The following is a 13,932-nucleotide window of genomic DNA, read 5'->3' as shown; positions in this document are numbered from 1 at the left end:
GGGTGCTGCTGCAGAGCGTGGCGTTTGCGGGTGGGCGGGATGCGGGCGCATGGGTCAAGCGGCTGAAGACCGAGGGCGCGGCGGCACTGGCCGAGGCACCAGCGGCCTTGGGCGACGGCGTGGCGGCCGAGGAAGTCGCGCAGGCGCTGGCGGACCTGATCGCCACGGCGGACTGATCCCCTCCATCAGCTCACCCGGGCTTCGTGTACACCTTGCTGCCAGACATGCCGATAGACCCGCGCTGCGGCAAGCTGTTTGTCCTGGGCGGTATAGGGCGGCTCCGGCAGTTCTCGATGCACCTGATCGAGGATCCAGGTCTCGACCTCCGCCTGGGTCTGCTCCTTCTCGGTCCAGCGGTCCAGCGGCGCCACCACCGCCAGCACCCCCGCCAGCAGTGACTGGCTGGCCTGCTTGACCCGCTCGCGTGCCGCCTGGGACAGGTCATCGCGCTGCAGCAGGTCGAACAGGGCGAGCTGTTCCTCGCTGAGTCCTTCCCGAACTGCCCGGGACTGCTCCACATCAAGCTGGCCGGCTAGGTCGAGCAGCCGGGCGAAGGTGTCCTCCACGGTGGCGCGGTCCTTGTCCTGGTTGTAGGCCGCGATGACTTCCTGGTACTTCTTTTCGTAGTTCATGCGCAGCGGGTTGCAGGCCAGCATCTGCGCCAGCCGCTGCTCCACGACCTCGCGGATGTCCTGCAGGGCGGTGGCCTTGCGCCGGACCTTGCCGGCGAACTCGTCGCGCAGCTTGGCCATGTCGATCTGGGTCAGGTCGATGGTCAGCCCTGCCGCCTGGTCGTCCCCCGTCCCCTGGGTCTCGATGGCCTGGTTGACGATGCGGTGCAGCGCCTTGAGCAACCCGGTCACATCGGCCGTGTCGCGGCGCTCGGCGAGCTTCTTTTGACATCCTCCCCGCCCTAAAGGACGGGGATTCCGGCTGACGCGACCGCTTGCGCGGCCGAGCCTTCGGCGGGTTCCTGCTTCATCGCGGCTGCACGTCGTCCCCTCACGGGTCTGGCGCGTCTGACCTCCGCTCCACAGGCTGCGGGTCTTTCAACCCAGACCGCGTGTCCCGCGGCCCGTATGTTCTTCGCGGCGTTCAGGTCCGCGTTCTCTGCGTGCCCGCACGCTTCGCACTCGAAGTTCGCTTGCGTCGGGCGATTCTCTTTGGCTGTGTGGCCGCAGGCGCTGCACCGCTGGCTCGTGTACGCCGGGTTCACCGCCACCACCGCTCCGCCTCGGGCAGCTGTCTTGTATTCGAGCTGCCGCCGCGCTTCGCCCCATGCCTGATCCAGGATGGATCGATTCAGCCCCGCCTTCTGCCGGACTCGTTGCCCTGGGGTGCTGGCCGTGCCTTTGGCGCTGGCACTCATCGCCGCCACCTTCAGGTCTTCAATCGCGATCACCGGGTGCGCGTCGGCCCACCGCGTCGTCAGCTTGTGCAGCCAGTCGTTGCGCTGTGCCGCGATCCGGGCATGCACCCTGCCCAGCCGGTCGATCGCCTTGCGCCGGTTCTTCGATCCCTTCACCTTGCGCGAGACACTGCGCTGGACCCGCTTGAGGTACTTCTGCTGCCGCTTGAGTGCGTTCAACGGCGCCACGCACTCACCGTCCGTCGTCACCGCGAACAGCGCCACCCCGAAGTCGATCCCCAGCGTCGGCACCAGCCCGGCCGCCGGGATCACGTCCGGCTGCGCCACCTGGATCGACACGAACCAGCGGCCCCGCTCCTGCGTCAGCGTCCAGTTGCGAATCTCCCCCTCGACCGGCTGCGACTGGCGCATCCGAACCCACCCCAGCTTCGGCGGCTTGATGCGCTGGTTCTCCGCGTCGAGCTTGCAGTCCGATGCCTTGGGCCAGCGCAGTCCGGCGTCTTGCCCGCGTCCGCGAAACCGGGGATAGCCGCCCTGGCCCTCGAAGAAGCGCCGGTAGCTCGCTTCCAGCCGCTTCAAGGTTTGCTGCTGCGGCTGCACTGGTGCATCAGACAGCCAAGCGGTGTCCGGGTCATTGCGCCACACCGTCAGCCAGCGGCACATCGCCGCATAGCCCGAGAACGGCTCGCCCGCCGCCCTCAACCGCTGTTGTTCACCAATGGCCCGGTTCCACACCCAGCGGCACGCGCCAGCGAACCGGCGCAGGGTGTGCGCGGTGCCGGGCTTCAGGCGCAACTGGAAGCGGTAGGCTCGAATTGACATGACTGAAACTGTACATAAAAACAGTAAAAAATGCCACAGAAAAATCAATTCTCAAGCCATTGGCTCGCTGCGCGATCCTGCGCTCTACCTCCCCGTCCTGAAGGCCGGGGCTTCTCGCGCTTTCTGGTGAAATTGCCCGGCACCGTGCGGCGCACCTTCTCGGCGAAAAAGGCCATCGAGTACGACTTGCCGCTGCCCTGGGTGTGCCAGACGACGCCGAGGCGGCCGAGGTCCGGGTGGGCGCGTTCGATCAGCGGGAGGGTTGGCGCGGCGGCGGTGGGGGTGGAGTCGGCGTAGGGAGCGGTCGGCTCGGCGGCGATCAGGGCGGATGCGGCCTGGTCATCGTTCGCGGCTTTCCGGCGCCGTGCGGTGGGCGCAGGCAGCTCGATCACGCGGTATTTCAGCCGCTCTTCCTTCGGGAACTGGCGCTTGAGGGCCTCCTGCCGCACGACGGCGTCCACGGCCTCGTTGACGCCCAGCAGTTGGTGGTTGCGCGCCACCACCTTGCGCACTGCCCCGGCCCGGCTGGCGTCGAAGAGGATGAAGTTCTCGACGAGGTCAAGCAAGCGCGCCTTGTCGAGCATCCCGTCGAGCAGCACCTCGGCCGCGACGCTGCCCGGCTCGTCCTCGCGCAGGCGTTTCCACTCGCCGAAGTGCTCCCAGGTGCTGGTGATCGAGCCGTAGCGGGCGTTGTCGCCGTTGCTGACGACCAGGAAGGCGTTGTGGTGGAACGCATGGGCGATGACGTTCTCGTCGAGGTAGTCGCGCAGGTTGCCGTCGAAGGCGGTGCGGATGTTCTTGTAGACCGCCTTCAGCTCGATGAACACCAGGGGCAGGCCGTTGACAAAGCACACGAGGTCGGCGCGGCGGTGGTAGTTCGGCGCACGCAGGCCGGTGATCTTGAGTTCGCGCACGGCCAGGAAGCGGTTGTTGGCAGGCTGGCGGAAGTCGATCACGGTGGCCTGGGCCTGGCGCTGGTGGCCTTGTTCGTCGCGGTAGCTGACGGGCACGCCGTCGCGCATCAAGCGGTGAAAGAGCTGGTTGTGCTGCACCAGCGAGCGGGTGTGGTCGTGGTGCTTGAGCTGGGTGACGGCCGACTCGATCGCGGCGGCGGGCAGGCCGGGGTTGAGCCGGACGAGGGCGGCGCGCAGGTCACGCACCAGCACCACCTCGCGCTCGTCGCTGCGGCCCAGCGTGCCGTCCGGGCCGAAGGTTTCGGTGTTCCAGGCGTAGACGCTGTCCCAGCCGAGCGCGGTTTCCAAGTGCGCCGCGAAGGTCTGCTGGACGAGGCGGTCCTCGCTGTTGATGTCGGTGTAGGCCATGGCTCCCCGCCTGTTGAATCGTGTGTTCTTGGTTCGTTTCTTGGCTCGGATTTGGCTCGATCTTCTCGATTCCAGCGCGTGCAATCCGTCACAAAGCTCAGGAAATACAAGACCTTGCGTGCATCTCAGCCGGTGTCATGACCGGCTTCTAATGTCCATGAGTTCCCGATTCAACTGGTTTTGAGCCAAGCGGTTCGCGCGTCATTCAGTGTCTTGGAGCCGATAGCGCGCCGTGCTGCGCACACCGTCCATCACCACGGCAGCCGTGCGCACCAGCTCGGCCAAGACGCGCTTGAGCTGCGAACGCGGAACCTCAGGGCCGATGCGGACACCGATCTCGCCGATCCTGGCGCCGGGATAGCGGCGCAGATCCTCGCGGACAAGGGCCATCAGCCGGTGCGGCTCGATGCGCGTCAGCGTCGTCGGCACGGTCAACGCCGCGCCGTGCAACAGCGCCGGATCGACGAAGTAGCGCGTGCCCTGCGTGCGCCCGGTGGTGCGGACCAGCGCCAGCGTCTGCAGGCGGCCGAGCCAGAGGGTGAGGTCGTCCGCACCGCCGTCCTGCGTGTCCAGCAGGGTGCGCAGGCTGCGCGCCGTCATGCCTTCGGTCTGCGCCAGCACGCCCAGCGCGATGCGCTCGCGCTGCGTCAACTGGAAGCGGGCGTCGGCCTCGGTCAGCAGCCGCATGACCTCGGGCTTGGCGATGCGGCGCTGGATGGTGATGCGCACCCAGTCGGCGCCCTCTTCGGGCAGCGGCGCGGGGCGGCCCTGGGACAGCAGGCGGTCGTAGATCAGGTCGAAGCCGCTGCCCTCGCGCTCCATCAGGCCGAGGTCGTGGAAGACCCGGGCCAGCGCCTCGTTGCGGCGGCGGCTGGCGTGGAGGATGTTGCGGGGGGTCACGCCGAGCGGCAGGCGGCCCGGGTTGACCACCTCCAGCCGGTCGGGGTGCAGGTTGAGGTAGATGTCGCCCTGCTGGGTGTAGGGGCGGTGGACCAGCGCATTGACCAGCAGCTCGCGCACCACCTTCTCGTCGTAGGCCGGCACGCTGCGGCGGTACAGCCCTTCCGCGACCTCGTAACTTTCGCGGAAATCGGGGATCTCGCGCCAGACGGCATCAACCAGTTCGACCGGCGACAGGGCGTGGTCGTCCCAGACCCACTTGTTGATCTTCTCGGCCCGTTCGTCGTACTTGATGGCCTGGATCTGCGGGGCGGTGCCCAGGGCGCGGCGGTCGGCAGTGGTGCCGAGCAGCAGGACACCCAGGCGGGTCAGCGTCGGACCTTGGGCCAGCGCGTAGTGGGTCAGCAGTTCGTCGGCGCTCTTTTCCTTGACGGAGGGCTTCACGCGGTCGGCGGTGCGGATGCCATCGACGAAGCGGGCGCGCTGGGCCGGGTCGGCGGCGCTGCGGGGGACGCCGCTGTCCATCGTCTCCCACGGCCGGCCAGGGCGCTCGTTGGCGAGCCGCAGCACGTCGTCGCCGAGGACGGGCTGGCAGGTGTCGCTGATGCGCAGGAAATAGCGCCCGTCGCAGGTCGAGGCGACGCTGTGGGCGCGGTCGATGGTCAGCTCGATGAACTCGCCGCCGTTGTCGGCGCGGCGCACGGCGGGCCGCGCCTGCACGTTGACGGTCAGCTCGCCCAGGCGCTTGCGCAGCCGCTCGGGCAGTGGGGACGGCACCTTCTGGCCCGGTGGCGGCAGCGCCTCGCCATCCTCGATCCCGATCAGCAACCGCCCGCCCGCGCCATTCGCAAACGCCACGGCGTCCTTCGCCAGCGCGTCCCAGTCGGCGGTCTTGCCGGTGACGGTGCGCAGCGATTTCAGGTCGGTGTGCTGATCTTCGCGGGTCATGCGACCAGTTCTCCGCTCATCAGGCGCGGCAGCAGCAGATCGCGGGTAGCGCGGAGTTTCTGGTTCAGTTCATCGAGCGTTTCCAACTGGGCATGAACCGGGGCAACAGCTTCAAGAAATGCCCGATGAATAGCCGTCGTTGGCTGCAGCAGCATTCGGCTGTATGCAAAATCGCGGTTGAGGCCAGGAACCGCAACATCCGTGCTGATGAAGTGCATGTTCTTGAGCGCGTAGTAAAGATAAATACTGCTGCTCTCGGCTTCCACAAAATAAACTGTGTCGATTGGGTAAAAGCTTTTGCTCGACCAATAAACACTCCCCACGTTTCCTTTGCGGCCCAAAATGATGGCTGGGCCTTTAACCAAAGGCTTGTCATGGCTGCCCACGATTCCACTTGACCCATAAACTGGATAGTCGCCCGCGACGCGATCTTCAGCCTTCAAGGCTTTGCCATATTTCAACGTGATGCACTGGCCTAGTTTTTTTCGCTCCCATCCCTCCGGCACACCATCTACGATCCGCGTGTGCTCATGCCCCGGAAACCGCAGGCGCACGAACCATTCTTCGTAGAGCAGCCGTGCCGATTGCTCCAGCAGGGTCATGCGGCGGCGGTTGTTTTCTATGAGGTCGTCGTAATTTGCAAGTATCTCGCCGATTTTCCTCTGAATATCAACGGGAGGACACGGGATCAATAAATTCTCTGCATCACCTACTTTGATGTGCTCAACAGTTGCACCAAACCCCATCGCACGTAATCGCCCTTGAACCTCATGGCTTTGCAAGGCATAAGCAAGAAAATTCCAATCAAGCAAGTCCGGATTTGGCCTGTAGTGAAAAAGCCGCTGCCCCAAAAAAATAGACTCATCAGTTGATGTAAATCTACCCACCTCGCCAACCGGAGCCTCACGGGTAAGAATCACATCACCAAATTTCGGCTTCGAGCGACGAGTCCATTTCTCGAAGACATCTTCTGTCACGTACCCAACATCATCAAGATAGATAAACCCACCTTTGACGTTGGTTGTTCGAATCATCTTGTATGGCGTTTCGTATTCAACTCTTGGCGCTGTTTTATTGACGCAATCAACCGCAAGCAGACAAAGCTGCGAAACTTGCTTCGTCGGCCAATTCATACGGCAGATTCCCCATTATCCTGGTGCAACCCCAGCCGCGCCCGCGCCGACAGCACCGCCTCGTGCAGCTTGCGCTCCAGCACTTCCCGCGCCGGCAGGGCGGTGAGGTATTCGGCGACATGGATACCGCTGCGCTCAAGCTCCAGCAGCTCGACCGCCTCCCGGTTCTGCCCCGCGCACAGGATCAGCCCGAGCGGCGCGTCCTCGCCCGGCTGGCGTTCGTATTTGTCCAGCCAGCGCAGGTACAGCTCCATCTGTCCCTTGTCGGCCGGCTTGAAATCCCCGAGCTTGAGTTCGATCGCGATCAGCCGACGCAGCCCCCGGTGGAAGAACAGCAGGTCGAGAAAGTAGTCATCACCCCCCACCGGGATGCGCTTCTGCCGTGCGATGAAGCTGAAGCCCCCGCCGAGTTCGAGCAGGAATTGCTCCAGCTCGCGCATGATCGCGTCCTCGACATCACGCTCCACATAGCGGTCGTTCAGCCCCAGGAAGTCGAGGAAGTAAGGATCGCGGAACACCAGCGCCGGACTCACCCGGTCGGTCTCGCGCAGGGTCTGAAGCTCGTGCTGGATCAGCGCGTCCGGCTGCTTGGACAAGGCCGTGCGCTCGTAGAGCATGCTGTCGATCCGGGCGCCGAGCGTGCGCACGCTCCAGCGTTCGAGGCGGCACATCTCGGCGTAGAAGTCGCGCTGCAGCGGCTTGGTCAGCGGCAGCAGCAGCACGAAATGCGACCAGCTCAATTGTTGCGACAGCGTCGCGACAATCTGTGACTCGGGAAACGCCTCGGCAAATTGCACCATGCGATTGAGTGCGGACCTGGTGAAGCCTTTGCCATAGACCTGCGTCAATTGGCGCGACAGTGTCGCGACAATTCGCTCGCCATACGCAGCACGGTCTTCGTCCTGCAGAAGATCCGTTCTGATGCGTTGCCCGACCCGCCAGTACAGCAGCGTCAGCCCGACATTGACGGCCACGGCAACCTGCTGTCGCCCCTCGTCGATCAGCGCCCGCAGATCGGCCAGCAATGTCGCCACGTCAGGCGCCGAAGTGGGCTGAAGATCGCCGCTCATACGCCCAGCCCCTCGAAGTTCGCCTGAATCCTCGCCGCCAGCCCCACCGCCTCGCGGTTCAGGTCCGCCAGCTCGACGTGCAGGTCACGCAAGGTCTGCTCGAAATCGAAGTCCTCGTCCACCTCGGCCGGGGCGACGCCGACGAAGCGGCCGGGCGTGAGGCTCCAGTCGGCCTCCTTGATCTCGGTGCGGGTGACCACCTTGCACAGCCCCGGCACATCGCGCATCACCGCCTCGGGGAACCGCTCGTGCAGCCACACGATCTGGCGATGCACGTAGGCGGCGGCCTTGAGCTGCTCGACCGCCTGCGCGCGCTGCTCGTCGATCGCCTTGACCAGCCGGGTCGTGCCGCGCCGGTCGAAGTAGTCGGCCGCCGGGGACTCGGCCGTCAGCGCCTGCGCCAGTGGCCCCGCCCGCGACGCGAGCTTGCCCAGCAGGTCGATCTGCTTGACCAGCCCCCGCGCCGCGTCCGCCAGCGGGTGAAACGCCTCGCGGGTCTGGTGCTGCGCCGCATTGGTCTGCGGCAAACCACCCTCGACCGCCAGCGGCGCACAGAACGCCGCCAAGCCCTTCACCAGCGCCGCCCGATCCGCTTCATACGCCGTGGCCGCCGCCGCCCATTCCTGCAGCGCCTCGGTCAACGGCCGGCGCGCCTCGGGCACGAGGTCCAGCTCGGCCAGGCTCTTGATCAACCCGTCCAGCGGCAACCGCCCGGCCGCCAGCCCCGCCTCGAACGCCACCAGCGCCGGCCCGATCGCGCCCGCCTCCTCGGCCAGCCGCGCCACGTAGCCCTTCACCAGCCCCAGGAAGCGATCCGACCGCTCCCGGTACAGCCAGACGATCGCGCTCAGGTTCGCCTGCTGCTCCGGCGAGAAGTCATAAATCTTGCGCGTGACCTTGCGGTAGACCTGCCGCGCATCCAGCATCAGCACCCGGTCCCGCCGCGCCGCCGGCTTGGCCCGGTCGAAGTGCCACAGCTCGCACGGCACCGTGCGCGTGTAGAAGAAGTTCGAGCGGATGGCGACCATCACGTCCACGTCGCCCGTCTCCACCAGCTTGCGCCGCACCTCCTTCTCGCCATGCCCCGCACTGCTGGCCTGCGACGACATCACGAACCCGGCGCGGCCCGTCTTCGACAGGTAGCTGTGGAAATACGAGATCCACAGGTAATTGCCGTTCGAGACCTGCTTGTCCTTGTTCACCCCCGGCAGCCCGAAGGTCAGCCGCCGATCGGTCTTGATCCGCTCCGCATCGACCATGTCCACGTTGAACGGTGGATTGGCCATCAGGAAATCGCAGTTCCCCCACAGCGCGGCGTGCCGGTCTTCGTAGAAGGTGTTCGCCTCCACGATGTGCCCCTCCAGCCCATGCACGGCCAGGTTCATCTTGGCCAGCCGGATCGTCGCCGCCGTCTTTTCCTGCCCGTAGAAGGTGACGCGCCCGGCCGTGTCCAAGCCTTCTTTCTCGATGAAATGGCTCGACTGCACGAACATCCCGCCCGACCCGCACGCCAGATCGGCCACCACCCCATGGTCCGGTTCGATGACGTTGACAAGGGTCTGCACCAGCGACGGCGGGGTGAAAAACTCGCCGTTGTCCTGCGCCCCCTGCATCGCGAACTTCATCAGGAAGTATTCGTAGATCCGGCCGAACACATCCCCCGTCGCCTGGCGCAGCGCGTCGGAATCGAAGGCGCGCAGCAGGTCTTCCAGCAACTTGCTGTCGAAACCGCCGTAGTCCTTGGGCAACTGCCCGGCCAGCGGCTCGAAGCTGGCCTCGATGGCGTTCATTGCCTCGATCAGCGCGGACCCCAGCGAGTCTCTCGACGGCAGGTTCAGCAAATACTCGTAGCGCGCGGTCTCCGGCAGCATCAGCGCCCGGCGCTTCTTGAAATCACCCGCCACCAGCGCCCGCCGTGGCATCTTGCCCGTCGCCTGATCCGCCTCGATGGCTTGCAAGGCCGCCGCGTGGCGGTTGCTGGCGTGGCGCAGGAAGATCACGCCCAGCACCGGCATGCAGTATTCGCTGCTCGTCAGCTTGGAGTTGGCGCGGAGCTGGTCGGCGGCTTCCCACAGGGTGGATTCGATCTGGGCGATGCGGTCAAAAGCGTGGGCGGTCATCGATCGATTCTATCGACGCGGCCACAATCGCCCGCCATGTCCCGCACCGAACGCCTGCTCGCCCTGCTGCAACACCTGCGCCGCCACTGCTGATGTTCTCGGTGGACGAGGTGGAGGCGCTGGTGCTGGGCTCGCGCTGGGTGATCGACCGAGGGGACCAGCGGCTGGGGGCGGCGGCGCGTGATGCGCTGGCCAAGATCGCCGCGGTGCTGCCGCCTGCGCTGCGGCATGAGCTGGACAGCAACACACTGCTCATCGGCTCGGCGGAACCGGTCACCACCGGGCAGACCGAGGACCACGGGATCGCCGCCATCCGCATGGCGATCCGCACCGACCGCATCGCGGCAATGACCGTGCTGGACGAACGTTATCCACAGCGTCGGCAAGCACTGCTGAAAGCGTGGCGCGAGCGGGAATGCATCACTGCTGACACGGCGGCTGCCTACGATGGGCCATCCACCCACCAGGAGCCTGCCATGCAAGACCCCACCTTCATCCTCTACGTCGCCAGCCCGACCGCCAGCGCCGCGTTCTACACCGACCTGCTGGGCAAGCCGCCGGTCGATGCCTCGCCAGGCTTCGCACTGTTCGCGCTGTCGTCGGGCGTGATGCCGGGCCTGTGGGCGGCGCACGCGGTCGAACCTGCGGCCACGCCGGTCGGCGGCACGGAGCTGGCGTTCACGGTCGCGGACAACGACGCGGTCCATGCGCACCATGCCGCGTGGACCGCCAAGGGGCTGACCATCCTGCAAGCGCCCGTCGCGATGGACTTCGGCTTCACCTTCACCGCCGCCGACCCCGACGGCCACCGCCTGCGGGTGTTCGCGCCTGGCGCGGCCTGAGCGAGGTGCTACGCTGGCCGGGTGTCGTGCAACGGTGTGCGGCCGAGGAGAACACCCCATGCCCGCACGCCCCCGCCCCTGGTTGCTGACCGCCGCACTGGCCGCGGCGCTGGCCTCGAACACCGCCGTCGCCTGGGAGCTGCAAGGCACCAAGGCCATCGTGGCCGTCACCCGCGACCAGCAGCGCCTCACCCTCGGCACCGTGGACTTCACGCCCCGCCCGGATGGCCGCATCGCCTTCGCCGTCCACATGGACCACGCCAAATTCACCGACCATTTCCTGTCGATGAAGGAGTTCAAGTGCGTCGAAGGCGGCGGCGAGGTGAGCTGCCATGTGCCGTATCCCTACCCGAACCCGGGCACCGTGACGGCCACCGACCTGGGCTGGCTGGAGCACCACCTGCTGTTCCTGTTCAAGCTGCCCAAGGAGTTCGGCGCGAAGCTGTGGAACGGGCTGTACTACAAGCTGGAGCGCACCGACACGGGGTTGGTGGGGCGGCCGCAGTCGATCGACCTGAACCTGATCAGCGCGCCGCCGGGGCAGACCGACAAGCCGCCGTATCGGCCGGCGCTGCGGGATGACGTGGCGGCGGGGGTGCGGTGGATCGATCGGCTATCTATCGAGTGACAAGCACCTCCGCCAGAAACGCCACCACCGCCCGTATCCGCGGCAGCCGGTCCCGATCCGGCAGCATCACCGCGTGGACCGGGTACCACGTCGGGTCGCGGAACGGCGCCAGTACCTCGACCAGCGCGCCTCGCGCCACCGCCGGCCCGACCAGCAGCGTGCTGAGCCAGCCCAGCCCCAGCCCGGCCTGCACCATCTCCAGCGCCAGCCAGGTGCTGTTGGCACGCAGGTGGCCGCGCACCGGCATCGGCCGGATCTGGCCGTCGATCAGGAAGGTCCAGCGGTTGAGGTGCCCGGCGCTCAGGTGCGTGACGGTGCGGTGCGCGGCCAGGGTGTCGGGGTGGGTCGGCGGCGGGTGATGCTGCAGGAAACCGGGCGTTGCGTACACCGTGCGCTGGTAACCACCGATCCGACGCGCCACCAGCCCCTCGTGGCCCAGGTGGTTGGCGCGCAGGGCCACATCGACGCCTTCGCCGACCAGATCGACGACGCGGTCCTCGGCCTGCAGGTCGATGTGCAGCTCCGGGTGCTGCTCGGCCAGCCGGGGCAGTGCCGGGACGACAAAGCTGCTCGCCATCGCCGGACTCACCGCCAGCCGCACCACACCGCGCACCCGCTCGCGCCCGGCCGACAGCTCGTCGCGCAAATCCCCCAGCGTCGCCAGCACCTGCCGGGCGCGCAGCAGCAGCACCTGCCCCTCCGGCGTCAGGCTCAGCCCGTGGGTCGAGCGCCGCAGCAGCTTCACCCGCAGCACCGCCTCCAGCCGGTCCACCGCCCGCGACACCTGCGAGGCCGCCGCGTCCCGCTCACGCGCCACCGCCGAGAACGACCCCAGCTCGACCGCCCGGACGAACAGCGCCAGATCGGCTGGGTGAGGTGCCGTCTCGGGCGGGGCAGGGGGCGTGGTTTTGCTGGGCATGCAAAGGCGCTGGGCGTGGTGGCGGCTGTCCGATCAGGGGGCGATTCCCTAGTCTAGCGACACCACACCAGCCCGTTCCGGAGTCCGTGATGTCCACCGAACCGCCCCGTCCCCCGATCGATTTCGCGCTCCACCGCCGGGAGGCCGCTCGCCTGCGCCGCGAGGCGATCGACGCCTGCGTGGTGGCACTTTGGCGGTTCGTGCAACGGCGGACCCGTGCCCTTTTTCTTGTCCAAGGAACCCACCATGCCCCTGCTCACCCTGACCCTCTGGCCCGCGCTGACCGACCCCGGCCAGCAGCAGGTCATCGCCCATGAACTCGGTGACCACACCGCCCGCCTGCTGCACAAGCAACGATCGCTGACCGCCGTGGCGATCCACGGCGCACCGGCTGCATGGTTCATCGGCGGCGAGCCGCTGCAAGATCCGGGAGGTGCGGCCCCCCGCAGCTTCGCGTTGGAGATCCGCATCACGGCCGGCACCAACACCGCCGAGGAGAAAACCACCTGGATCGCGGCAGCGTGGGACACGATGCGGCAGGCGGTGCCGGGTGTGCTGGCTGAGGCCAGCTACGTCAGCATCGTCGAGATCCCGGCCGGGGACTGGGGCTACGGTGGGTTGACGCAGGCGGCACGATCTTCACGTCCAGCCGCCCCGTCTCGCCCCGAAGGAAACCACCCGTGTCTGGAGCCAGGACGTGGCCAAGACCAATGGGGCATCGCGGGGGTCAGCGCGAAGGCCCTGGGGCGCTGACCGCAGCGGCCACTGGCGTAGGCCGCCGACCCATCCACACCACCAGCCCCACCCCCGCCGCCAGCAACCCGGCGATCCCGCCGAACGCCACCGAGTCCGACCACGTCGCCGCGACGAAGCCGAGGCACAGCGGCGTCGGCAGCCGCAGCGCCCCAGCCACCAGCGACGCCACGCCCAGCGCATCGGCCGACCGCTGCGGTGCCTGCCGGGCCACCAGCGCGAAGCAGCACGGCACGACACACGCCGTCCCCGCCCCCACCAGCGCGAAACCGAGCACGCTGCCGGTGAAGCCATCGGCCACGGCCACCGCGGTGAAGCCGAGTGCGGCCAGCACCAGCGACACGGTGATGACGCGGTGGTCATCGAAGCGCCGCCGCAGCGTGTCGCCCAGGCTGCGCACGATCGCCTGACAACCCGCGAACAGCGCCGCACCCGCGCCCGCCAGCGCCGGGTTCGGCTGCGCTTGCTGAGCGAGGAACTGCGCGGACCACATCTGCGCGGTGATCTCGGCGGCGATGCACACCCCCAGCACCACACCGAGCAGCACCACCGGCAGGCCGAGGTGTTCCCGCGACGGCGCCGCTACTGCACAGCCATCGACAGGTGCCGGCGCCACAGTCACCCGCGGCGGAATCCGCGTCAGCGCCCACACCACCGGCGCGATCGACAGCACCGCCAGCCCCGCACACGCCAGCGCTCCGAACTGGCTCGCCACCACGCTACCGCTGATCGCGCCGACTGCGAACGCCCCGGACGCCGCCGCGTGCATGCGGATCAGCACCGGCCGGCCCGCCTCACGCTCCAGCGCCGTGCCGTCGGTGTTCATGGCCAGATCGACCGTGCCGGCGGTCAGGCCGAGCGCGATCAGGCTGGCCGTCAGCGCCAGCGGCGAGCCGGCGGCAAACAGCGCCACGAAGGTCAGCGCGTGCAGCACCAGCACCCCCCGCATCAGCCGCCGCACCTCGACCCGGCGCAGCAGTCTCCCGCCCGCCGTCATGGCGCCGACATAGGCCGCGCTGTGCAGCGTCAGCGCCAGCCCGAGACCGGCGGTGTCGAGACCGGTCTGGCGCATCAGCGTGGGGATCGCTCCCGCGAACAGCCCAAGG

Annotated in this window: 12 protein-coding genes; 3 read left to right on the top strand and 9 right to left on the bottom strand. The window is 67.4% G+C overall.

The window, feature by feature from the left end; genetic code table 11:
* Window positions 1-185: 185 nt before the first annotated feature.
* From QZW52_RS15530 to QZW52_RS15500, 7 genes are all read right to left on the bottom strand, one after another.
* Window positions 186-863, bottom strand: a complete 678-nt coding sequence (locus tag QZW52_RS15530) for a type I restriction enzyme endonuclease domain-containing protein (protein ID WP_363226854.1) — start codon at window positions 861-863, stop codon at window positions 186-188.
* Window positions 864-913: 50 nt separating this feature from the next.
* Window positions 914-2,239, bottom strand: coding sequence for an RNA-guided endonuclease InsQ/TnpB family protein (locus tag QZW52_RS15525; protein WP_294000452.1), 1,326 nt, complete (start codon window positions 2,237-2,239; stop codon window positions 914-916).
* Complete coding sequence (locus QZW52_RS15520) at window positions 2,236-3,513, bottom strand: type I restriction endonuclease (protein WP_294000450.1); 1,278 nt, start codon at window positions 3,511-3,513, stop codon at window positions 2,236-2,238. The genes QZW52_RS15525 and QZW52_RS15520 overlap by 4 nt, the downstream gene beginning before the upstream one ends.
* Window positions 3,514-3,714: 201 nt before the next feature.
* Window positions 3,715-5,361 carry an ATP-binding protein gene (locus tag QZW52_RS15515; RefSeq protein ID WP_294000448.1) on the bottom strand — a complete coding sequence of 549 codons (1,647 nt, stop codon included), beginning with the start codon at window positions 5,359-5,361 and terminating at the stop codon, window positions 3,715-3,717.
* Window positions 5,358-6,494 (bottom strand): restriction endonuclease subunit S, encoded by a 1,137-nt coding sequence (locus tag QZW52_RS15510; protein ID WP_294000446.1) that lies wholly within the window; start codon window positions 6,492-6,494, stop codon window positions 5,358-5,360. The genes QZW52_RS15515 and QZW52_RS15510 overlap by 4 nt, the downstream gene beginning before the upstream one ends.
* The gene (locus QZW52_RS15505) at window positions 6,491-7,564 is read right to left on the bottom strand and encodes a PDDEXK nuclease domain-containing protein (RefSeq protein ID WP_294000444.1); all 1,074 of its coding nucleotides are present in this window, start codon (window positions 7,562-7,564) and stop codon (window positions 6,491-6,493) included. Before QZW52_RS15505 ends, QZW52_RS15510 begins: the two co-directional genes overlap by 4 nt.
* Complete coding sequence (locus QZW52_RS15500; protein ID WP_294000442.1) at window positions 7,561-9,684, bottom strand: type I restriction-modification system subunit M; 2,124 nt, start codon at window positions 9,682-9,684, stop codon at window positions 7,561-7,563. Before QZW52_RS15500 ends, QZW52_RS15505 begins: the two co-directional genes overlap by 4 nt.
* A 92-nt stretch (window positions 9,685-9,776) precedes the next feature.
* Here QZW52_RS15500 and QZW52_RS19240 point away from each other — a divergent pair, with 92 nt between their 5' ends.
* Both QZW52_RS19240 and QZW52_RS15490 read left to right on the top strand, forming a co-directional pair.
* Window positions 9,777-10,526: a VOC family protein gene (locus QZW52_RS19240; protein WP_363226850.1), complete on the top strand. Its 750-nt coding sequence runs from the start codon at window positions 9,777-9,779 to the stop codon at window positions 10,524-10,526.
* A 58-nt stretch (window positions 10,527-10,584) separates the two neighbouring features.
* Complete coding sequence (locus QZW52_RS15490; RefSeq protein WP_294000441.1) at window positions 10,585-11,154, top strand: hypothetical protein; 570 nt, start codon at window positions 10,585-10,587, stop codon at window positions 11,152-11,154.
* Here QZW52_RS15490 and QZW52_RS15485 read toward each other — a convergent pair.
* Entirely contained in the window at window positions 11,144-12,073 is a 930-nt protein-coding gene (locus tag QZW52_RS15485) for a LysR family transcriptional regulator (protein WP_294000439.1), read from the bottom strand. The genes QZW52_RS15490 and QZW52_RS15485 overlap by 11 nt on opposite strands.
* 246 nt (window positions 12,074-12,319) lie before the next feature.
* Here QZW52_RS15485 and QZW52_RS15480 point away from each other — a divergent pair, with 246 nt between their 5' ends.
* A complete protein-coding gene (locus QZW52_RS15480) occupies window positions 12,320-12,826 on the top strand; it encodes a tautomerase family protein (RefSeq protein WP_294000437.1) in 507 nt (168 codons plus the stop codon).
* Here the strand turns inward: QZW52_RS15480 and QZW52_RS15475 are convergent.
* Window positions 12,801-13,932: MFS transporter (locus tag QZW52_RS15475; protein ID WP_294000436.1), on the bottom strand; the 1,132-nt coding region annotated here is incomplete at its 5' end. The two genes, QZW52_RS15480 and QZW52_RS15475, sit on opposite strands and share 26 nt — an antisense overlap.

Source organism: Sphaerotilus sp. (assembly GCF_013299175.1).
In the GTDB taxonomy this organism is placed as follows: Bacteria; Pseudomonadota; Gammaproteobacteria; order Burkholderiales; family Burkholderiaceae_C; genus Sphaerotilus.
The sequence above is the reverse complement of the archived record's forward strand: the minus strand, read 5'-3'. Positions and strand labels throughout refer to the sequence as shown.

Coding starts and splice junctions, on each gene's coding strand:
- QZW52_RS15520 (WP_294000450.1), bottom strand. CDS start 3,513: ATGGCCTACACCGACATCAACAGCGAGGACCGCCTCGTCCAGCAGACC.
- QZW52_RS15515 (WP_294000448.1), bottom strand. CDS start 5,361: ATGACCCGCGAAGATCAGCACACCGACCTGAAATCGCTGCGCACCGTC.
- QZW52_RS15510 (WP_294000446.1), bottom strand. CDS start 6,494: ATGAATTGGCCGACGAAGCAAGTTTCGCAGCTTTGTCTGCTTGCGGTT.
- QZW52_RS15505 (WP_294000444.1), bottom strand. CDS start 7,564: ATGAGCGGCGATCTTCAGCCCACTTCGGCGCCTGACGTGGCGACATTG.
- QZW52_RS15500 (WP_294000442.1), bottom strand. CDS start 9,684: ATGACCGCCCACGCTTTTGACCGCATCGCCCAGATCGAATCCACCCTG.
- QZW52_RS19240 (WP_363226850.1), top strand. CDS start 9,777: ATGTTCTCGGTGGACGAGGTGGAGGCGCTGGTGCTGGGCTCGCGCTGG.
- QZW52_RS15490 (WP_294000441.1), top strand. CDS start 10,585: ATGCCCGCACGCCCCCGCCCCTGGTTGCTGACCGCCGCACTGGCCGCG.
- QZW52_RS15485 (WP_294000439.1), bottom strand. CDS start 12,073: ATGCCCAGCAAAACCACGCCCCCTGCCCCGCCCGAGACGGCACCTCAC.
- QZW52_RS15480 (WP_294000437.1), top strand. CDS start 12,320: ATGCCCCTGCTCACCCTGACCCTCTGGCCCGCGCTGACCGACCCCGGC.